This is a genomic window from Pseudomonas sp. GM55 (assembly GCF_000282395.1).
Lineage (GTDB): Bacteria > Pseudomonadota > Gammaproteobacteria > Pseudomonadales > Pseudomonadaceae > Aquipseudomonas > Aquipseudomonas fluorescens_CC.
This window is the reverse complement of sequence record NZ_AKJJ01000036.1, coordinates 17556-38317: the sequence shown is the minus strand read 5'-3', so window position 1 is coordinate 38317 and position 20762 is coordinate 17556. Positions and strand designations below refer to the sequence as shown.

At 57.0% G+C, this 20762-nt stretch carries 19 protein-coding genes and 3 pseudogenes; 15 read left to right on the top strand and 7 right to left on the bottom strand.

All coding sequences use genetic code 11. The annotated features are described in order from the left end of the window. Window positions 1–10 precede the first annotated feature (10 nt). The 3 genes from maiA to PMI31_RS07540 form a co-directional block, all read right to left on the bottom strand. Complete coding sequence (gene maiA, locus PMI31_RS07550; protein WP_008017262.1) at window positions 11–649, bottom strand: maleylacetoacetate isomerase; 639 nt, start codon at window positions 647–649, stop codon at window positions 11–13. Between the two features lie 21 nt (window positions 650–670). Then, on the bottom strand, window positions 671–2038 hold the full coding sequence (locus PMI31_RS07545; protein ID WP_008017261.1) for an MFS transporter: 1368 nt from the start codon (window positions 2036–2038) through the stop codon (window positions 671–673). 89 nt (window positions 2039–2127) lie between these two features. Beyond that, complete coding sequence (locus PMI31_RS07540; RefSeq protein WP_008017260.1) at window positions 2128–2826, bottom strand: fumarylacetoacetate hydrolase family protein; 699 nt, start codon at window positions 2824–2826, stop codon at window positions 2128–2130. A gap of 159 nt (window positions 2827–2985) precedes the next feature. Here PMI31_RS07540 and PMI31_RS07535 point away from each other — a divergent pair, with 159 nt between their 5' ends. Beyond that, window positions 2986–3915, top strand: a complete 930-nt coding sequence (locus PMI31_RS07535; RefSeq protein WP_043302268.1) for a LysR substrate-binding domain-containing protein — start codon at window positions 2986–2988, stop codon at window positions 3913–3915. Between the two features lie 77 nt (window positions 3916–3992). On the opposite strand, the pseudogene PMI31_RS31260 reads toward PMI31_RS07535, so the two are convergent. After that, window positions 3993–4175: pseudogene (locus PMI31_RS31260) on the bottom strand (cytosine deaminase); the annotation flags it as partial. A 129-nt stretch (window positions 4176–4304) separates the two neighbouring features. Here PMI31_RS31260 and PMI31_RS07525 point away from each other — a divergent pair. The 9 genes and pseudogenes from PMI31_RS07525 to PMI31_RS07495 all read left to right on the top strand — a co-directional run bounded on the left by PMI31_RS07525 (window position 4305) and on the right by PMI31_RS07495 (window position 14054). Next, window positions 4305–5336: an IS110 family transposase gene (locus PMI31_RS07525; protein WP_008017256.1), complete on the top strand. Its 1032-nt coding sequence runs from the start codon at window positions 4305–4307 to the stop codon at window positions 5334–5336. A gap of 326 nt (window positions 5337–5662) precedes the next feature. Beyond that, window positions 5663–6048: pseudogene (locus tag PMI31_RS31255) on the top strand (GFA family protein). Window positions 6049–6214: 166 nt separating this feature from the next. Continuing rightward, a complete protein-coding gene (locus PMI31_RS07520) occupies window positions 6215–7150 on the top strand; it encodes a LysR family transcriptional regulator (RefSeq protein ID WP_008017255.1) in 936 nt (311 codons plus the stop codon). A gap of 167 nt (window positions 7151–7317) precedes the next feature. After that, the gene (gene tcuA / locus PMI31_RS07515; protein WP_008017253.1) at window positions 7318–8772 is read left to right on the top strand and encodes an FAD-dependent tricarballylate dehydrogenase TcuA; all 1455 of its coding nucleotides are present in this window, start codon (window positions 7318–7320) and stop codon (window positions 8770–8772) included. Beyond that, window positions 8759–9916 (top strand): tricarballylate utilization 4Fe-4S protein TcuB, encoded by a 1158-nt coding sequence (gene tcuB / locus PMI31_RS07510; protein ID WP_008017252.1) that lies wholly within the window; start codon window positions 8759–8761, stop codon window positions 9914–9916. The genes tcuA and tcuB overlap by 14 nt, the downstream gene beginning before the upstream one ends. Window positions 9917–9963: 47 nt before the next feature. Beyond that, window positions 9964–11265, top strand: coding sequence for an MFS transporter (locus tag PMI31_RS07505; RefSeq protein WP_008017250.1), 1302 nt, complete (start codon window positions 9964–9966; stop codon window positions 11263–11265). Window positions 11266–12180: 915 nt separating this feature from the next. Further along, complete coding sequence (locus tag PMI31_RS31045; protein ID WP_008017248.1) at window positions 12181–12342, top strand: hypothetical protein; 162 nt, start codon at window positions 12181–12183, stop codon at window positions 12340–12342. Window positions 12343–12469: 127 nt separating this feature from the next. Further along, window positions 12470–12670 (top strand): hypothetical protein, encoded by a 201-nt coding sequence (locus PMI31_RS07500; RefSeq protein WP_008017247.1) that lies wholly within the window; start codon window positions 12470–12472, stop codon window positions 12668–12670. 496 nt (window positions 12671–13166) lie between these two features. Beyond that, the gene (locus PMI31_RS07495; RefSeq protein WP_008017246.1) at window positions 13167–14054 is read left to right on the top strand and encodes an alpha/beta hydrolase family protein; all 888 of its coding nucleotides are present in this window, start codon (window positions 13167–13169) and stop codon (window positions 14052–14054) included. 246 nt (window positions 14055–14300) lie between these two features. Here the strand turns inward: PMI31_RS07495 and PMI31_RS07490 are convergent, their stop codons facing one another. Beyond that, window positions 14301–15236 carry a LysR substrate-binding domain-containing protein gene (locus PMI31_RS07490; RefSeq protein WP_008017245.1) on the bottom strand — a complete coding sequence of 312 codons (936 nt, stop codon included), beginning with the start codon at window positions 15234–15236 and terminating at the stop codon, window positions 14301–14303. A 90-nt stretch (window positions 15237–15326) separates the two neighbouring features. Here PMI31_RS07490 and PMI31_RS07485 point away from each other — a divergent pair, with 90 nt between their 5' ends. Next, window positions 15327–16271: a DMT family transporter gene (locus PMI31_RS07485; RefSeq protein WP_008017244.1), complete on the top strand. Its 945-nt coding sequence runs from the start codon at window positions 15327–15329 to the stop codon at window positions 16269–16271. Between the two features lie 178 nt (window positions 16272–16449). Here PMI31_RS07485 and merR read toward each other — a convergent pair whose 3' ends face one another. After that, the gene (merR, locus tag PMI31_RS07480; RefSeq protein ID WP_008017240.1) at window positions 16450–16848 is read right to left on the bottom strand and encodes an Hg(II)-responsive transcriptional regulator; all 399 of its coding nucleotides are present in this window, start codon (window positions 16846–16848) and stop codon (window positions 16450–16452) included. Window positions 16849–17013: 165 nt separating this feature from the next. Here merR and PMI31_RS07475 point away from each other — a divergent pair, with 165 nt between their 5' ends. Further along, the gene (locus PMI31_RS07475) at window positions 17014–17229 is read left to right on the top strand and encodes a GDCCVxC domain-containing (seleno)protein (RefSeq protein WP_008017239.1); all 216 of its coding nucleotides are present in this window, start codon (window positions 17014–17016) and stop codon (window positions 17227–17229) included. 329 nt (window positions 17230–17558) lie between these two features. On the opposite strand, the gene PMI31_RS07470 is transcribed toward PMI31_RS07475, so the two are convergent. After that, window positions 17559–18257, bottom strand: coding sequence for an ion channel (locus tag PMI31_RS07470; protein ID WP_043302259.1), 699 nt, complete (start codon window positions 18255–18257; stop codon window positions 17559–17561). Window positions 18258–19277: 1020 nt separating this feature from the next. Between PMI31_RS07470 and PMI31_RS07465 the strand changes: the two genes are divergently transcribed. The 3 genes and pseudogenes from PMI31_RS07465 (at window position 19278) to PMI31_RS31620 (ending at window position 20742) form a co-directional block, all read left to right on the top strand. Continuing rightward, window positions 19278–20210, top strand: a complete 933-nt coding sequence (locus PMI31_RS07465) for a transporter (protein WP_008017235.1) — start codon at window positions 19278–19280, stop codon at window positions 20208–20210. Between the two features lie 45 nt (window positions 20211–20255). Further along, a pseudogene (locus PMI31_RS07460) lies at window positions 20256–20440 on the top strand (hypothetical protein); the annotation flags it as partial. A 167-nt stretch (window positions 20441–20607) separates the two neighbouring features. Further along, the gene (locus tag PMI31_RS31620; RefSeq protein WP_008017234.1) at window positions 20608–20742 is read left to right on the top strand and encodes a hypothetical protein; all 135 of its coding nucleotides are present in this window, start codon (window positions 20608–20610) and stop codon (window positions 20740–20742) included. Window positions 20743–20762 lie beyond the last annotated feature (20 nt).

The window sequence follows — 20762 nt, the reverse complement described above, 5'->3', positions numbered from 1 at the left end:
TGCGGCCAAGTCATGCAATGAAATCGGTTTGTCGTGCCGGTGCCGCGGCCAGAAAGGCCGGCAGTTGCAGGCAATGGCGATACACGGCCATGATCCGCGGGTAGCCGGACAGGTCGCAGCCCATGCGCTCTGCATTGGCCACCTGCGGGATCAGGCAGCATTCGGCCAGGCCCGGTTCGTCACCCACGCAGTAGTTGCCGCTGCCATGACGTTGCAGCAACGCTTCCACGGCACTCAGGCCTTCGGCGACCCAATGTCTGTACCAGGCTGTTTTTTGCTCGGCACTTACGGCCAGCACGTTCTGCAGGTAATTGAGTACGCGCACGTTGTTCACCGGGTGGATATCGCAGCCAATCAGGTTGGCGATTTCCAGTACGCGGGCACGCTGCCGGGCATCGACCGGAATCAGTCCAGGCGCGGGGTATTGGCCGTCGAGGTAGTCGATGATGGCCAGGGATTGGCTCAAGACAGCGCCATCGACCTCCAGCACCGGTACGCCGCCAATCGGGCTGAGCGTACGGTGGGCGGGACTGTACTGCTGGCCCTCGCGCAGATTGACGCCTTGGTAATCGTAAGGCAGCCCCTTCAATGCGAGCGCGATACGCACCCGGTACGAGGTGGAGCTATTGAAGAAACTGTAGAGCTTCATGGTGGAGTTTCCTATGGTGTATCAAAGAACGGCGATTGAGGGCTGCGCCAGCGAGCGGTTGTAGCGCAGGCCCATCAGGAAAATCGCGGCACCGGCCAGCAAGGCGGGCAACATCAGAACGGTAAAGATGCCGTTGAAGCCCATGCCCACGCCCAGCATCCAGCCACCGCCCAGGGTACCCAGCACCGAACCGATACGGCCGACACCGTGGGCCCAACTGACCCCGGTCGAACGCATGGTGGTCGGGTAGAAACTTGCGGCCAGCGCGTTGGCCCCGACTTGCGAGCCACTGATGCAAAAGCCCATGCCGAACACCCCGACGGCCAACAAGGCAAATTGGTCGTGGAACAAGCTGATGAGCATCAGGCAGAAGGCGCCGGTGACGTAGGCACCGACCAGCACCCGGAAGGGATTGAACCGGTCCATTGCGGCCCCCAGCAGGATTGCCCCAAGGGTGCCACCGACCTGGAACATGGCGCTGACCCGCGCCGCCTGGCTGAGTGACAGGCCGGTGTCCTTGACCAGGATCGGCAGCCAGCTGGTCATCATGTAGATGATCAGCAGGCTCATGAAAAATGACGTCCACAGCAGCAGGGTTCCGGCACGATGGCTGCCGCTCAGGATCTGGCGGATCGGCGATTGGCGCGTGTTGAACTCACCGACACCGTCGTGAATGTCGTAGCGACGATCGCTTGGCAGCGGTTGCCCCGAAATGCGTTGCAAAATAGCGCTGATTTTCTTCGCAGGCGCCGCGCGCTGCACCAGGAATCGCACCGACTCCGGCAGGAACACGTAAAGAAGCGGCACGCACAACAGCGGCAATACGCCCCCCAGCAACAACACGCTGCGCCAGCCATAGAGCGGCACCATCTGGGCGGCTAACACACCTCCCAGGGCCGATCCCAAGGTGAAGCCGCAGAACATCGTGGTAACCATCAATGAGCGCCGGCGTTGCGGGCAGTATTCCGACGTCAATGTGATCGCCTGGGGCATGGCGCCACCCAAGCCAAGGCCGGTCATGAAGCGCATGATGGTCAGGCTGAAGACATCTTGTGATAAACAGGCAGCAAGGCTCCATCCGCCGAAGAACAGGACGGAAACCAGCAAGATGGTTTTGCGGCCGAAACGGTCAGCCAGCGGGCCGGCAATGAATGCGCCGAGCATCAGGCCCAGCAATGAAGCACCGAGGACCGGGTTGAGTTGCGCAGGGGTCAGACCCCATTCGTCGCGCAGGGCCGGGGCGATGAAACCGACGGCGGCAGTATCAAGGCCATCAATGGCCGTCACCAGAAAGCACAACCCCAGAATCATCCACTGAAAACGGCTGACCGGTCGGCTGTCGATGAAATCCTGTACATCCACACTGTTATTGTTATCAGTGGAAGACATGAGCGAATTCTCCGGGCCTGCACATTGTGCGGACCACGTAGTGGGATTTCGATTCAGGGCCGACGGCGTGGAGCCGGCCCCGAACAGGGTTAGATGACGCTGACCTGGATCTCGCCCAGACCTTCGACCCCGCCAGTCATGCGTTCGCCTGCCACCACCGGACCGACACCTTCAGGGGTACCGGTCATGATCAAATCACCGGGCTGCAATTCGAAGAACCGCGAGAGATAGCTGATGGTTTCCGGTACCGACCAGATCAGCTTGTCGATGTCGCTGCGTTGTTTATCGGTGCCATTGACCTGCAACCACAGACCGGCCTTGCTCGGGTGACCGATCTGGTTGGCTGGGTGCAATGGACCGATCGGCGCCGACGCATCGAAGGCTTTGCCGATTTCCCAGGGGCGTCCCATCTCACGCATTTTCATCTGCAGGTCGCGACGGGTCATGTCCAGGCCTACGGCATAGCCATAGACGTGATCATTGGCCTGTTCCAGTGAGATATCGCGGCCAGCTTTACCAATGGCGACGACTAGCTCGATTTCGTAGTGGTAGTTGCTGGTTTCAGCCGGGTAAGGCAGCTCCAGGGCTTGCTCATAGGCAACCGAAATCACCGCATCGGCAGGCTTGCAAAAGAAGAACGGCGGTTCGCGGTCAGGATCGAAGCCCATTTCGCGGGCGTGAGCGGCATAGTTACGGCCCACGCAATAAACGCGGCGTACCGGAAATTTTTGCTCAGTGCCGACCACTGCCAGGGTCACGGGGGCTTGTGGCTCGAATACGTAGCTCATGGGAGGGCTCCAGGTAAAAAGGCGGGTCATGCTGACCACGACAAGCAGATTGCGCTGGCATACAGCTACCACCGGCGTTGACCTATTAAAAACCTGCCGTCCCTATGCGAATAATGATATTTTCCGATGCATCCATACTTATTTTCGTATATGAGCGCCATGACCTGGACGACACGTTTGCGCCTTCGGCACCTGCAATTGCTGATCACCCTGGCCGAAACCGGCAGCGTCAGCGATGCCGCACGGAGCGCCAATACCACTCAACCCGGCCTGTCGAAATGGCTCAAGGACCTGGAGGAAGATGCCGGTGCCACACTGTTCGAGCGCCACGCTCGCGGGTTGCGCCCAACGACTCAAGGCGAGTTGCTGATCAACCATGTGCGACGCATCTTGAGTGAAATGGAACGCGCACAGGACAATATGGATGCACTCAAGGAAGGCAACGCACCGAACATCGCTGTCGGCACTTCACCCGCATCGGCACCCAGCCTGATACCCGATGCCATCGCTCTCTTCCTGGCCATGCACCCACGGGCACATGTTTCTCTGCAAGAGAGCACCATGAACGTTTTGCTCGAGCGCCTGGAGCTCGGCCAATTGGATCTGGTGGTCGGACGCCTCGACAGCTATCAGCCCCGGCAGACGCTGAACAGCCAGATGCTGTTTCGCGAACCCATGCAGGTCATCGCCCGCCCCGGACACCCGTTGACCTTGAAACCGCGTCTAAGCTGGGACGACCTCTATAGGTTCGACTGGATTCTCTGGCCAGAGGGGACGCCCATTCGCCAGCGACTGGACTCTGCCTTGAGTAACGCAGGGCTTAAGCCTTTGCCCAGCCGGGTCGAGTCGTCATCGCTGATGGCCAATCTGTGGCTGCTACAAACCAGCGATATGCTTTCAATCGCCTCTGGCCGGGTCGCCGAGCATTTCACTCATCGCGGTCTGGTCAAGGCACTGAACTTTGAAATGGACGCAGAAGGTTGCATCGGTGTCTGCTGGCGCGACGAGCCCTACATCGATAATGCCGTTGTGGATTTTCGCCAATGCCTTCTCAAGGCCTCCGGCCAGGAGACACCACCTCAGGACTGACAGTCCTGGCAAATGACGCTGGCAAAAAAGAGGGCCACGTAACCCCCACCAATTACTGTCCCGAGCAACGCGCTACCTTAGCTGGCGAACCGTTCCACCCGTATCGGGCTGCATTGCATGAGCACCTTGCCATCCCGAATCGACATCAGCACCTGGTCTTGGCTACGTATCATCTCGAAGTCGTCCGGCGCGGATAGAATCAACAGATTGGCCGGACACCCGACCTTCAGGCCATACCGCTCACCCAAGTGCAAGGTCCGGTTAGCCGCGTATCGCCAAGGGCAGGAATCCACAACCAGAAGCAATGGGATGGACTCCTCCTCACTTCGGCATCTTGAGTGCCAGACTGAAGGTGCGAACCACAGTCAACCGTGAGAAGGAGTCCACACATGAAACTTATGCGCATTGGGGTCGACCTGGCCAAGAACGTGTTTCAGATCCACGGCGTGGATTGTCATGAACAACCCATCTGGCGGCAATGCCTACCGCGTGATCGCTGGCTGCAAACGGTGCTGGAGAAAATCGAACCCGGCTGTGAAATCGGTATGGAGAGTTGCGGTGGAGCCCATCATTGGGCGCGACAACTACAGGCACGCGGATTTCGAGTGAGACTGATCGCGCCGCAGTTCGTCATACCGTACGTCAAGAGCAACAAGAATGACGCCAACGATGCCGAAGCAATCTGTGAGGCAATGAGCCGCCCCAGCATGCGCTTCGTCGCCATCAAGACGATTGAGCAACAGGATATCCAGGCGACGCACCGCATCCGGGCCGGCTTGATCGAACAGCGGACGGCCAAAGCCAATCAGATCCGTGGCCTGGTTGCCGAGTACGGCCTCGTCGCTCCGAAAGAGTTGCCGATGCTACGTCGTGCCATACCGTGCTGGTTGGAAGAGGCGGATAACGGTTTGACGGTACGTTTTCGTCGTCTGCTGGATGGCTTGTGGGGCGACCTTCGCACACTGGATGAACGTGTGGGCGAACTCGACAGCGAGATATCGGCAATCGCGGCAAGTGAACCAATGGCCGTTCGCCTGCAGCAGCTGCGCGGGGTCGGCCCGATGATCGCCACCGCACTCGTTGCTGCCATTGGTGATGCCCGACAGTTTGCCAATGGCCGGCAGTTGGCCGCCTCGTTAGGGCTGACGCCGAGGCAACACAGCTCCGGCGGCAAGGATCGACTGCTGGACATCAGCAAACGTGGGGATGCTTATCCGCGAACGCTGATGATCCATGATGCACGATCGGCACTACGCACGGCCAAATTTAAAGATGACCGGCTCAGCCAGTGGGCTGTCCGTTTAGCTGAGCGCTCACATCCTAATGTGGCGGCTATTGCGCTAGCCAACAAAACTGCGCGCATGGCTTGGGCGATGCTACGCAACGGCACTGATTACCAACCGGATCGGGCAGCCGCCTGACCCATTTACCCAAGGAGAAGCCCCTCTACACCACGATTGCGAAGCAACCCGAACAATGGCAAACCGGTCGAACCGGCGTCGGAAAAACCCTCTAATGACCAGGTGCGTAAAGCACGTAGAAGCAATTGGGAGCCGACGCGCGAATAGCCCATCATGGCCCTGCATCGAATCGATGCTGAAATCAGAGGCCGAATATACGTGTGCAGTCGGCACGGGCGCCAAAGCGAAGGGGGCTTGCAACGAGGAGGAGTCCATATACAGTCATTCGACACTCCCCTTGCCAATCGCTTAAATTGACCCATTTGGTTACCATGCGGCCTCAAACAATGGCCAGCACTTTCCAAGGCGGCTTTCTCTGCAGCGCCGTCAGTTACGAAATCAAATCACGCCCCAAAGCGCTTTCACATTGCCATTGCAACCAATGCCGTAAAACATGGGGCAGCGTTTGCCAGCTATGGCAGCGTGCTGCGAACTGACCTGCATATCATCCAGGGCGCGGAGTGCATCACGACTTACCGCTCTTCCGAATCAGTGCTTTCTCAGTTCTGCGCCCAGTGCGGTTCGTCGCTGTTCTGATCGCGAAGTCGGGGTGCATACGCAGACTGGATATTTATAGCGTTGGGGTTCGCTAGACATGACCTTTACTACCGACAAGCAGCAACATATCGAAGTCACGTCCAAGGCACCCTGGTATGAAATCCAGGATCAGTGACCACAGTCTCGATGACAGCTTCGGGTCAACTGCTAACAGTCCTCGACAAAAGCGCACGCGCTCAACGGTCAACCCAAACCTGCGAGAATGCTGCCTCTTCGGGCTTCGCAACTTGTGTGGGGAACGTTCAGGTATTTGAATAACAAATTCGTGGGGAGCAGCCACATTGGAATTGAGACAACTGCGCTATTTCGTAAAAATCATCGAGCTTGGCAGCTTGGGGCGTGCGGCACTTGAACTGGACGTTGGCGTGTCAGCCCTTAGTCAGCAAATCTCCAAGCTGGAAAGCGAACTGTGCACCCGCCTCCTGAATCGAACCTCTACCGGCGTGACGCCCACTAGCGCCGGATTTGCGTTTTTACACCATGCCCAATTGACGCTACGCCAGGCGGAAAACGCAATCATGGCCGCCCATCGCGGGCGAATGAGCGGTTATGTCAGCGTCGGTTTACCGCCGACTACCGCAACGGTGCTCGCGTTGCCGTTGATCAACGCAATGCGTGCGCGTTACCCGGACATACAACTGCATTTGGTGGAAATGCTTTCCGGCCACTTGGCGGCGCAGCTCAACGCACGGCAAATTGATCTGGCCATCCTGTTCCAGCTCGAAGGGGGTAAACGCTGGAGCGTGACTCCGCTGCTGGATGAAAAGCTGTTTGTCATTGCCTCGCCCAGCCTGCCTCAAGCGCCTTCTGGTGAAAGCGTGCAGTTAGCAGACCTCGGCGGCCTGCCGCTGGTGATGCCCAGCTCGCAACATGGATTGCGTTCGGCATTGATGAGCGCGTTCGAGCGGGTCGGGCTAACACCCAATGTCATTATGGAAGTCGACGGTCTCGCTGTTTTGATGAACGCTGTTCGGGCAGGTCATGCGGCAACGATACAACCGGGGGCGGCCGCTGCATTGAATGACAGGTCCGGACTTTCACTGATCAGGATTACCGATCCGCATGTGGGCCGGCGTAATCTTCTGGCGACGCTGGCTGACGACGAACTCTCTCCGGCGGCGCTGGCAACGCGGTTGGTCATCGTCGATGTGGCGCGACAGCTGGTCGTCGACAAACTGTGGCCTGGAGCTACATGGATAGAAGGTGTAGACGCATAATCCTCCTTCACTCCGGACACATTAGTCTCTCTTGACGACAAAGCCTTTAGAAAAACTAAACACCCCGCGTCAAACGCAGCCTTTCGGCTACTCCTTCCTCACCCTATCGTTCTCCCCACTCGCAAGGAGCACTTCGTTCCCGCTTCCTTGCAAATCGAGGAGCAATAATGATCGATGTCTTAATCATAGGGGGTGGCAACGCTGCCTTGTGCGCCGCTCTGATGGCGCGAGAAGCGGGCGCCAGCGTGATGCTGCTGGAAGCCTCTCCGAAAATCTGGCGCGGTGGCAACTCCCAACACACCCGTAACCTGCGGTGCATGCACGACGAACCGCAGGACGTGCTGATCGATGCCTATCCGGAAGAAGAATACTGGCAAGACCTGCTGAAGGTCACCGGTGGCCTTACGAATGAAAAGCTTGCACGCATTGCAATTCGGGCATCGTCCTCTTGCCGCGATTGGATGCGTTCACACGGCGTGCATTTTCAGCCACCGCTGTCCGGCGCGCTGCACGTGGCGCGGACCAATGCATTTTTTATGGGGGGCGGCAAAGCGCTGGTCAATGCCTATTTCCGCAGCGCCGAGCGCCTGGGTGTAAAAGTTCGCTACAACACGCAAGTGACCGACATCGAGTTGGACGAGGGTAAATTCGTCGCCGCCCACGTGGGCGAACATGAGGTGGATGGTCAGCGTTTCGCCGCAGAACGCATTGAAGCCCGAGCCTGCGTGTTGGCGGCCGGCGGCTTCGAATCCAACCGTGAATGGCTGCGCGAAGCCTGGGGTCAGAACGAACACGGTGAATGGCCATCGGATAATTTCCTGATCCGGGGTACCCGATTCAACACCGGAATTTTGCTACGGCGCATGCTCGACCTTGGCGCAGATGTGATCGGCGATCCGACGCAAGCACACATGGTCGCGATTGATGCCCGCGCGCCACTCTACGACGGCGGCATCTGCACCCGAATCGACTGCGTATCTCTCGGTGTGGTGGTCAATCGTGATGGCGAACGCTTCTACGACGAAGGTGAGGATTTCTGGCCAAAACGTTATGCGATCTGGGGGCGCCTGGTGGCCGGACAACCCGGTCAGCAGGCGTATTCGATCATCGATCAACAAGCCATCGGCCGCTTCATGCCGCCGGTGTTTCCCGGAACTACCGCCAATACTCTGCAAGACCTTGCCCGCCAGTTGAAGCTGCCTCAAGAAAAATTCGTCAAGACTGTCGAGGACTACAACAGCGCCTGCCGCGTTGGCACGTTCGATCACACGTCGTTGGACGACTGCCACACTCAAGGACTGATGCCCGCCAAAACGCATTGGGCGCGGCCATTGGTGAAACCACCTTTCTACGCCTACCCGCTTAAACCGGGTGTCACGTTCACCTACCTCGGCCTCGCCACCGACGAAACCGCTGCCGTGCATTTCAATGGCAAAGCGAGCCCCAACCTGTTCGTCGCGGGAGAAATGATGGCCGGCAATGTTTTGGGCAAGGGCTACACCGCCGGCATCGGCATGGCCATCGGTACCGCGTTTGGCCGCATCGCCGGTGTGCAGGCGGCCGCTTCGGTGGGCTTTGGCGTTTCATCTGCAAACACGGAGTCTCGACATGCAACTGTTTGATCCCCAAGCGTCGGGCGGGTTGATCCCGGTGTTGAATCTTGACGAAAGTGAAGTCCAGCGGCAGATGACCATCTGCAATGCCTGCCGTTATTGCGAAGGCTTTTGCGCGGTATTTCCGGCGATGACCCGGCGCTTGGAATTCACTCAGGCCGACATCCATTACCTGGCGAACTTGTGCCATAACTGCGGCGCGTGCCTGCACGCCTGTCAGTACGCCGCCCCACACGAATTCGACGTCAACATACCCAAAGCCATGGCCAAAGTGCGCCTGGATACTTACGCCGAATACGCCTGGCCGCAAGTGATGGGCAGGTTGTATCAGCGCAACGGCCTGACTCTGGCGCTGGCTTCCGGTGGGGGACTGGCCTTGTTTTTATGCCTGACCCTGATGCTCATGGGCAACCTGTTCACGGCCATTCCCGGGGGCAACTTCTACAAGATTTTCCCGCATAACACCCTGGCGCTGATGTTCGGCTCAGTGTTCGGCTTTGCGGTACTTGCCCTGACCATGGGTGTACGGCGCTTCTGGCGCAACGTTTCACCGGTCGCAGCGCCACTGCCGCTGAAAACCTCTGCAGCATTGGAGGCTACGGCCAACGTCGCGAAGCTCAAATACCTGGACGGCGGCCATGGCGAAGGCTGCAACAACGCCGACGATCAATTCACCTTGTGGCGACGCCGATTCCACCACCTCACCTTTTACGGTTTCATGCTGTGCTTCGCCGCCACCGGCGTCGCCACGCTCTTTCACTATCTGCTGAAGTGGTCGGCGCCTTATCCGATCTTCAGCTTGCCGGTGATGTTGGGTATTGCCGGTGGCATCGGCCTGCTGATCGGCCCGGCGGGTCTTCTTTGGCTGAACCTGCGTCGCAACCCTGCGCACGGCGATGAAAACCAAAAACCCATGGATCGCGGCTTCATCGCGCTGCTGTTTCTGGTCAGCGCAAGCGGCCTGGCGCTACTGGCTTTCCGTGAAACCAGCGCCTTGGGCTTGATCTTGGTTATCCATCTCGGCCTGGTCATGGCGTTTTTCTTGACCATGCCCTACAGCAAATTCGCCCATGGAATATTCCGCAGCGCTGCGCTGCTCAAACACGCCATCGAGAAGCGTCAACCCAACCCGATCAACGCCGGCAGCGACTGACGGTTAAAGCACTCAATCCAAAAACAATAGTGAGCATAACGGTAGCCATGATGAAAACGATAACGGCAACAACCCGAGCCAAGGGGTCCAAATTGGGCGCGATTTTGCGGGTCACCAGCGGTAATTTTCTCGAGCAGTTCGACTTCTTTCTGTTTGGGTTCTACGCGACCTACATCTCCCAAACTTTCTTTCCAGCCACCAACGAGTTTGCCTCGTTGATGATGACCTTCGCGGTATTCGGCTCCGGATTCCTGATGCGTCCGTTAGGCGCCATTGTGCTGGGGGCGTACATCGACAAGGTGGGCCGTCGCAAGGGGCTGATCGTGACGCTGTCGATCATGGCCGCCGGTACCGTATTGATCGCCCTAGTGCCGGGCTATGCCGCCATCGGCGTGGCGGCACCGATTCTGGTGTTGTTGGGCAGGCTGCTCCAGGGCTTCTCTGCCGGCGCGGAAATGGGCGGTGTTTCCGTGTATCTGTCGGAAATTTCCACCCCCGGTCACACCGGTTTCTACACCAGTTGGCAATCGGCCAGCCAACAGGTGGCGATCGTCGTCGCGGCTGCGTTGGGCTACACGATCAATGCCACGATGCAAGCCGCTGAAATCGCCGATTGGGGCTGGCGTATTCCGTTCTTCATTGGCTGCGTGATCATCCCGTTCATTTTCATTATTCGCCGCTCACTGGAAGAAACCGCTGCCTTCACTGCTCGCAGCCATCGCCCAACAACTCGCGAAGTTTTTCGCTCGATGCGTGACAACTGGCGCACCGTACTGGCGGGCGGCTTGCTGGCGTCCATGACCACCACCACGTTCTACCTGATTACGGTCTACACACCGACGTTTGGCAGGACAGTACTGAACCTAAGCACCACCGACAGCCTGGCGGTCACACTGCTGGTCGGTATCAGCAACTTTATCTGGCTGCCTATCGGCGGCGCCCTCTCCGACCGCATTGGCCGTCGGCCACTGTTGCTGGCGATATCGTTGCTGTGCATCTTCACCGCCTATCCCGCCATGCACTGGCTGGCAGAGGCGGCGAGTTTCGAACGACTGCTCGCTGTTCTGCTCTACTTCTCATTCTTCTTTGGCATTTACAACGGCGCCATGGTCGCGGCACTGACCGAAGTCATGCCACAGAACGTGCGGGTAGTCGGGTTTTCACTGGCCTTCAGTTTGGCCACCGCAGTGTTTGGCGGCTTTACCCCGGCAATCTCGACGCTGCTTGTCCAGGCCACGGGCGATAAGGCATCACCTGCCTACTGGCTGATGTTCGCAGCGGTGTGCGGGTTCACGGCGACGACGATTCTGTATCGTCGGCAAAAAGCTTTGGCAGTCAGAACCGTTTAGTTCCTCGATCGCCGATGCTTACCACGCGTCGATCCACGGCGGGAACCGAATTAGAGTGGCATGAGGTCGATTACAGTTTTTCGTCAAGGCAGTAATCGGCGTAAAGGCCCCCATTCAATGGGCATAGACAGGTTTTTCGAATAATTTCTCAATATGTGGCCCTTGATTCCACTCAAACAAGGGCCCGAAGCAGGGATGCGGCTTTTCCAAAAGCGCAAGAGACGGTCGATTTAACATCATCGTAATACGAGATCTAACTTGCGCTTATTCGTAGTCTACAGGTGCATGTTCCACCCTCGCTGACAGCTACCTGCCAACCGTTACCAGTATCGGTGAAGGTGGGACGGACTATCTATAATGGGTCGATGGCACTCTTTTGCAACAGGCTGTAATCCACAGTCAAAAGCAGTCATTTGAAAAATTCTATCTTCTGAATCACCCCAGACATAAAGCATTAGCTTCGGTTTCAAGCTCCCGCTGGGTGGCATCCGAACGACTGTTCCCCATAGGTGGGGAATATCACTTTTTTGGGGGGGGATTCAGGGTCAATTTTCGGCCGGAGGCAGCTAAGAACGTAGCGCTAGAGGCACCAGGCCTCTTTCACACAAACGGCTTGATTATTGCTTATTACATTTCATGAGTATCTCAGCACCCAAACTACAGAGCACCAACAAAAACTGTGGTTTCTGGGAGATTAATGCCATGTGGAATCATCCTTTGATGTTTGCGGCTTACTACCTGCTTTTCACCCTCACCATTGGCTGGTTGTGGTCCATGGCTATCCTGTATCTGCTTTGACTCCCGAGCACTGCCACAACTGTCCACCCCATGCACGCGGGTACCCGGTCTCCCCCAATCGACTCGCTCGATGAAGTTCTCAAGTTGCTACGCTTTTCTTTTCACGGAGGAATCGCGATGCCCAATTCAGACCTGCTCCCCTCCTTGCTTTTCAAGATCAACGAAAATCAACTCCCCCTGGAAGCTGCCATCATGGAACTGACGAACCGGGTCGAGCAGCGGGGAGACTCGCAGTGGATGCGCCAACGGGTGGATGAGGCCGCTCGCCTTCCGGACTGATCCACAGCGTTACCCGTAACCACCCGAACCGAAGTGAGAAAGTCCCACTTCGCTCAACCAGAAAGGAACCCCCGCGCCGCTAGCCGAGGCCCTGCTACGCTGAAGGTATCCCCCAGGAGGCAGAACAATGCAGTTACATGAAGCCCACGTCGTGAATGAATTGACCAATTACCGCGAGGTGAACATGGCGTTACAGGACGGCTGGAAGCTGTTGGCCGTGATGTCAGCATCGAGCGTGACCGACCCGACGCGCATCCAGGTGCACTACGTGGTGGGTAAGCCCAAAGACAACACCGCGCCAAAGTCGGGCGGATTTACCGTCGCGTAGGAAGTCCCACGCTTTACGAGTAACGGGACATTCGTTCAATTGCCCCACACTCAGCCCAGGTGGGGGGCAATTTTGTTTGCCCCTGGAAACCACCATCCCCTGAATGAATACACCAGCCCCCGCCCTTCTGGTTTTACGCACATGGGACGGGTGGTGGCCGGCGACTTTGCCTGCAACGGCGTACACCAATATCTCCTCGAAGGCGGCAACGGGGGGGCTACAAACCTGGATCAAGGTGATTGACCAAGTAGAAGCTTTGAAACCGCGCATCGTTATTGCTGGGCACAAACAGAAAAATCGTGCCGATGATCCAGTCATTCTGGAGCAGCCCCCCACAGGAGTTCTTCGACAAGATGATCGAACTCCACCCCGATCGCATCAATCAAGGACCGCTCTGGTACAGCGTTTTCGGACTGCTCGGAGCCCCGACTGCATCTTCGGACGTTGTCCCCAAGCCCGGGAATTTAACTTTACGCGTCTAGCTGAGGATCCCCCCATGCCTGTTTTTTTGACCCGTATAGTACTTCTCGCAAGCCTGGTTACAGCCCCGTATCTCGCGTCTGCGGCTGAAGAAAAAGTCACCTTTTCCGTTGAGGGAATGAACGTCGTCGGCACTCTGAACCTGCCCGACGGCGTCAAGAAGCCCCCGGTAATTCTGTTACTTCACAGTTTCGGGGGCAGTAGGGATGAGAGGATCATTCCGGCCGTCAATGAAGGTGTCTATGCCCGTGCCGCACGTCTTTGGGCCGAACAAGGCATTGCCAGCCTGCGCATCGATTACCGTTTTGATGGCGACAGTGATGGTGCCAAGAGCGACGGCACACTCGATACGGATGTTGAGGATGGGCTGGCTGCGCTCGACTTTCTGGCCAGGTCCGGGCGCGTCGACGCCAACCGCATGGCGCTTGTTGGATGGAGTATGGGCGGAGCAATTGGTGCTGCTGTAGCAGGACGGACCCCGCATGAACTCGACGCGGTCGCACTCTGGAACCCCGCGACCAATATGGGAGCCGCTTTCCCGCTGTTGTGGGGCTCCGAGAAGATAAAGGAAGCGTTGCACAGCGGTGACACCCCCGTCGCACTGGCAGTACCGGGTGGTGGCGAGGTCAAGCTTAAATCCGCGTTCTTTGTCAGCTTGATGACCCTCGATGCCGCCGCCGAGATCACCCGTTACAAGGGAGCACTGCTCGTCGCCGTCGGCACTGACGACGACATCGTTTCTCCGCAGCCAACCCTCGGGAAAAGCTTTATCAGCTATCACCCTGGAGAACATGAGCTGTTTGTCCGGCCCATGGACCATGCCTTCAACATGACCAAAGACGAGAAGCAGATCGACGAGCTGATTTCGACGACAGCTACCTTCGTCAAGAAACACATTCAATGATCCCGGTATCTCCGACTATTTCAAGTTGCTTGAAACGAGTCCCTTGCCGTTGATTAATGACTGGCAAGGGTCTTAGTCGCTGGAGCCGCATGACGTGAGCGTGTTCGGCGAATGTGTGAGCGTCAACATGAAGACCACGCAACGGCATCCGGACTCAGACGTTGACCAGAAAAGAACCGTTCCATGTCTCGATCGAATCAACAAGAACGGCCGTTTTCTGCCCTTCACGACTCACTGCCTGGGTTGTCAGTCGCCCCTCGATCCCAGGAGCCACTGCCGAAATATCTCGGCACAGGCAGAACGTTTGCGATGTTTCAGCGACACAAGGAACTCGCCATTGCCTGTCACGCATTCGAAAGATGTCACCCGCTGCAATTCTCCTTTTGCCAGCGCCTCATCGGCCATGAACGTCCACGCCAGGCCGATGCCCATGCCTTGCTGCACGGCCCGATACGCCAACGTCAACTGGTTAAAGACCGGGGCTTTGTCCTGCGGTACGTAGTCGATGCCAAAGTGGCTGAACCACTGATGCCAGTCCAGGCACTGCCAGGCGCAAGTGTCGATCTGCACCAGGTTGGCCTGCGCCAATTGTTCCAGCGTCTTGATCCCCGAGACATCCAGTGAAGGATGAGCCACCGCATAGACGATTTCAGGCAGCAGGAAGTCGCTGTCAAGCGAGGGCCATTCGCCAGAACCATAGAGAACGCCCAGGTCGTAATCATTGAGGCTGGCCTCATCGAACTCGTTGATCGCGTGAACATGCACGGCGATGTCGGGGTACGCCTTGTTGAATTCGATCAGCTTCGGGAACAGCCAGAACTGGGCCAGGGCATGGGTCGCCAGCACCGAGACAGCGTTGGACTGATGGACATTGCGAATTCGCGTGACGCTTTGGTACATCGTGGCGAGGAGAACGTTGACTGTCATCAGCAACTCATCTCCTGCGCCGGTCAACTTGACACCCCGTGGTTTTCGCTCGAAAAGCGGAACGCCCATGCAGTCCTCAAGCTGGCGCATCTGTTTGCTCACGGCGCTCTGGGTAAGAAACAGCTCGCCGGCGGCACCCGTGAAGCTGGCGTGTCGTCCCACGGCCTCAAACGTGATCAGAGTCTCCAATGGGGGCAAGGTACGCAGGTAACGGTTGATGAGGATTCTCCCAGGCTGATGACTGTGCAACGACATTCCGCACAGGAATGGGTGGCCAACTTTTTATCGCAGGTGGCGCCTATATACCATGGCTAGAATGCCGCTAAATAGCCTGTCAGAGCCGAGATGATGAACAGCGGGATTGTATTTGCGATATTGGCGGGTGCCATCTGGGGTGGGGTGATTATCGCCCCTTCGCTGCTGCCGGAATTCAATGCCGTGCTGATCAGCAGTGTGCGGTTTGCCTTGTACGGGCTGTTCTCGCTCCTCGTAGCCTTACCGATCGCATCCCGCCTGCTCTCACGATTGACGCGCAGCGATGCCTTGATGCTGTTGCGTCTGTCATTGACCGGAAATGTCCTGAACTACGCGCTGTTGGGCGCCTCCGTACAACTGAGCGGGGTGACTGCGGCCGCCCTCATCAACGGCATGATGCCGGTTGCCATTACCTTTCTGGGGCGTGGCGATACAGGGTCCCTGCCCCCGACAAAGCTCAAGCTGCCCTTGTTGCTGGTATTCCTGGGCATCGTATCGGTCAACCTGGAACATTCCGGCGCGCGGGCGGAGAGTACCTCACTGTCTTCCCTGTTGCTGGGCCTTGCCTGCGGACTCAGCGGTGTTGTCTGCTGGTCGTGGTACGCCACCCACAATGCCCGTTATCTCAAACAAAGCCATTTCAACAGCGGCGAATGGTCGACGCTGCTGGGTATCGTGACGGGCATCGTGGCGGTCGTGTTCGGCATCGCTGCCTTGATGTTGTTCCCGAATCTGGTACCCGCTCAGGTAGAAAGCAGCCGCTGGATGACTTTGCTGTGGGTCTGCCTGTTCCTTGCACTTTGTGGTTCTTGGGTTGCCAATGGGCTGTGGAATGCTTGCTCGCGTCGAATGGCCACGTCGTTGAGTGGCCAGATGATCGTGTTTGAAACGCTGTTTGCCTGTGTATACGGTTTTCTGTTCAGCCAGCGGGTTCCTGGCTTGATGGAAGTGATGTCAATCGTGTTGTTGGTGGGCGGGGTCGTCTGGGCGGCGAAGCGTCATAGGGTGCTGCCGGTGAAACATGCTGAACCGTAACTGCTGTTGGCCGATTTCTGCCGGTGTTGACCGGCAGCCATGGATCGGTTGCGCCCCCTTTGCAGCTGGAGCCTGTCGGCCAGAATCGGTCCGTTCTGACCGCTAGCAAGCAGCCTTACGATTACAGGGTACGGGGTGCTGGCCTGACGCCTGTGCAGGATGCCCCCGCATCCAGGCATCACTCCCTGTTCAGCACATCGATGATCGGGCAATCAGCCCCGCCGTCGCCTGCATCGCATTTGTGCACCAGTCCGCCCAGCACCTGCCGAATGGCGGCAAGGTCGGCCATCTTTTGCTCGATCATGGCCAGCTTGCGCACGGCCAGTGCCCGAGTCTCGCTACAAGTGCAGGCCGCATCAAGCGTCAGCAGCATGCCCACCTCATCCAGCGTGAACCCCAGCGCCTGCGCCCTCTTGATGAAGCGCAACCGTTTGACCTGCTCCGGTAGATAGCACCGACAACCGCTGAGCGGCTTTGGCGGTTCATCCAGCAAGCCGCGTCGCTGGTAATAGCGAATGGTCTCGATGTTCACCCCGGCAGCTGCCGCCAACTTGCCGATACTCAGCCCTGTTGTCATCACATGCCCCTTGATTCTGTACCCGGGTACGGAGTGTAGAGTGACTCTAGGTTAGATCGATTCAAAGGAGAAAACGATGACTCAACAGATCGGCAGATTCCGAGGCGTTAACCAAAGCGACGACGAATGCGGATTATCCCTCCACCGTGCACAAACGAGGCAATCATGAGCGCCGTCATCCTCGAATCCGTGCTGACCTGCCCACATTGCGGTTTCGCCAAGCAGGAAGCCATGCCTACGGATGCCTGCCAGTTCTTCTACGAGTGTGGCAATTGCAAAACCCTGCTACGCCCGAACCCCGGAGACTGCTGTGTGTTCTGTTCGTTTGGCACGGTGAAATGCCCGCCGATTCAGGAGCAGCGCGGATGCTGTGGTACGTAACATATGTTTGTTCGGTTTATCAGACGCCCCTGACGCGCCTCAAACCGTGGTTATGGGAGGTCAGTGTCATGTGGAATCACGCGCTGATGCTCGTGGTGGTCTACCTGATCATCACCCTCTGCATCGGCTGGTTGTATACCATTGCGCTCCTGCATTGGTTTTGATCCAACTGGTGACGATCGGTCGGTCCGCAATGGGTGCCGTTTTCGGCAGGTAGTTTTGTCCCGATCACAGTCGTTGAGGAGTGGCTGCAATGGGTCGATTTCGACCAGTCGTAACAGGTAGCAACCGATCACTAATACCTGGAGGCGGCTCAGTAAAGTCGAAAGTCACTTAACCTGATTCGACGGGTACAGACCGGCAAGCCGCGCTATCACAACACCAACGTAAAAGACGCCTGAAAACTCTTCGACCATCACAAGTGAGCGGGCGTGGTTAGTCAACGGGAGAACATCGCCATAACCAGTGGTTGTGAGCGTCGTGAGGCTAAAATAGATGAGTTTGAAGAAAGTGCCGGGCTGTCCGAAGTCGAGGAGCTCCGGGCCGAATGAGCCAGCGCTGGATATCTCGACCAGGGCATAAACGAAGGACCAGACGAAGGCCAGCATGATGTAGCCCGCAAGCGCGCCATGCAGCTTGTCGGCGGTAATCGGCCCGCGTTTGAGAATATAGCGAAGCACTCCGCTAAACGAGACGGCAAGAGACGCCGCATAAGATATCCCGGCAAGGTCAAGAATCGCGATGCTCTGAGCCCACAACGCTACCCATTGAAGGCCAACTCCAAGCAACGCCAGGCCCAGTTTGAGGATAAACCCCCGCCGAGTCTGCCTGGTGGCGAAAGCGCCCACGAGCAGCACGATTGAAAACAGAATGCCGAGCAACGTACGAGCAAATATACCCTCCTCAAGAAAGGGGAACAGGAGGATCAATCCCAGCAAGAGCAGCAATAGATAGGTGCAGGGCCCTTGCCCTATTACCATCTGACCTAAATCCTCGTCGGATTCAGCTTTTTCATGCGGATTTGTCATACCGGATTCCCATAGACCGAAATAACGCTCGAGACCTGACGTTGCACGGTTGAAATCTGACCTGGCTTTAGAAGAGTCGGCAGTGAAATTCTAGTCGCGAATGCATGTGAGAGGATTCAGCCTGACAGTTGCAGGTCGGTTGCAGCCCTTCGATACAGGCAGCAATCGGCCAAAAACAGCCATTTGACATTGCCCGCCTGCTAAATCGTCCCCGGGCTTCCTATATGCCTTGTTCTGCCGTGTGCCTCCCTGCGGCAAAGCGTTAGCTCAGGTATTCAATCCCATTGATTGCCATCTGGACGCGTGTTCCCCCGCATGTGGGGAATCTTGTTTTTTTGGGGGGGATTCAGGGACAGTTTTCGTCTGAAAGAAGTAGCCGGGAACGCAGCCTTACAGGCCAAAAGCGCATCCAGGCGCCCTTCACTCAAATGGCTTAATTATTGCGTTACTGCCCATACGAGCTCATGAGCTTCACAGCTCCCAATTTACCAAGCACCCATGTAAAGACAACGGTTACGGGAGGTTAGTATCATGTGGAATCACCCTCTGATGCTCACGTTTGTCTACCTGACTATTACCCTCAGCATCGGCTGGTTGTTTACCATTGGTATCCTGCACTCACTTTGATCCAATTGTTGACAATCGGTCGGGCCGCATTTGGTGCCGTTTGCGGCAGGTAGCTTTGTCCCGATCAAAGTTGTTGGGGAGTGGCTGCAATGGGTCGGTTGAAGCCCCTCACAACAGGCACCAATCGGCCAAAATCTGCCCGTCGATTTCGTCTCAGGAAACCCTGGCAATCTGTCTCTTGCAGCGCTTTGTTATAAGAGTTCGAGCTGTCCACGAAACCAGGGAGGCAACCCTCATCCGTTAAACAGTATGCCTGGTCACTGATCGACCAAGAGTATCCGATCAAACAGTATGTGCCGTCACACAATGCTGGCGGCAGCCATAAGTGCTAAACGAATGCAGATGCACTACAACAATACATAGAGCCTTGAGGTCCTGACAGGAAGCGAGCGAATGTGGATGAAACACAAACTCTGCGTCGTCAGGCTGGCTCGGTTCGCATCCGCTTCGCTCATCATGGTAGCCCCCAGTGCAGTCGCAGAGGATCTCGAACCCAGGTCCTACGCCAATACGCCGGTCGATATCAATTTCCTGCTCATGGGCTACAGCGATCTCCATGGTAGCGTGACCGCCAACCCCTCAGTCCCACTCCAGGATGCCAAGCTCAACATCAAGACTGTCGTGTTTGCCTTTGCCAGGTCCCTGGACATCTGGGGCCGCTCCGGGAAGTTCGATATCGTCGTGCCTGAAGCCAGATTGACGGGCTCAGCTCTGTTCGCCGGTGAACCCAAGGAACGAAATGTGACTGGGTTGATAGATCCAAGATTCCGGCTCTCGGTCAACTTATATGGCGCCCCGGCGATGTCCCTGGCTGAGTTCCCCAGCTATCAACAGGATGTGATTATCGGCGCCAGCCTGGCAATTACGGCGCCACTTGGCCAATACGACTCCAGTAAGCTGGTAAATCTCGGTAACAACCGCTGGTCATTCAAGCCCGAACTTGAAATTTCCAAGCGCCTGGGACCCGTGACCCTGGAATTATCCGGTGCGGGAACCTTTTACACCGACAATGACCAGTACCTTGGCGACCGTACATTTTCCCAGAACCCGACTTACCAGGCACAGATGCATCTTATCTATGCCTTTAGTAACGGTGTCTGGGCGTCGCTGGATGGGACCTACTTCGCTGGCGGGAGTACCTCAGTCGATGGGGTCGGTAACCACGACTTTCAGGAAAATACACGCTATGGGGGCACCCTCTCGCTGCCGTTGAACCGAAATAACTCGCTAAAGCTGTTTGCGAGTGAAGGTGCGCATACCCGTACCGGCAGCGAATACGATGCTATTGGCATAGCCTGGCAGTATCGCTTCGGCGGAGGGCTTTGAAATTTGAAGAACAAAGGGGTCTGATTTTTTAACGATGTTCAGTAAGCAATGGCTGATTGTCGTGCTCTGGCGGTCACGCAGGTGCTGGAAAACATCGCCTACCGTTGCGCACTCGGTTGCGACACGATGGTGTTGGCCGACTTTTCCAGGCACTGGCCATTCCATTGCGCGATGGCTGCGATTTGATGGATGCGATCAGTCGACGCTTGCGAGCACAAGCAGTGGAATAAACGAAAACGGGTGCCTGATCAGACGCCTGTTTTGCTTGCGCTGCATGTAGCGGGTTTTGGTCGCTCAGAGCACCTTCCCCAAGTGCCAAACAACCCTACCCACAGTCAATTAGCTAAACTTTCTCAGTAAACCACTTCGCGAATCCCTGAAAGTCAGGAGGCGAGCAATGAGCAAGCAACCTCAACCCCAAAGCCGCTCCAACCCCCAACCCAGGTCCCGCCCGCTCGTGCCGAACCTGCCGAGCAAAACCGGCAACAAGTCCGGTGGCTTGCGCGGTAACTATCCGTCGAAGAAATCGTAATGGCCCCTGGAGTACGACAG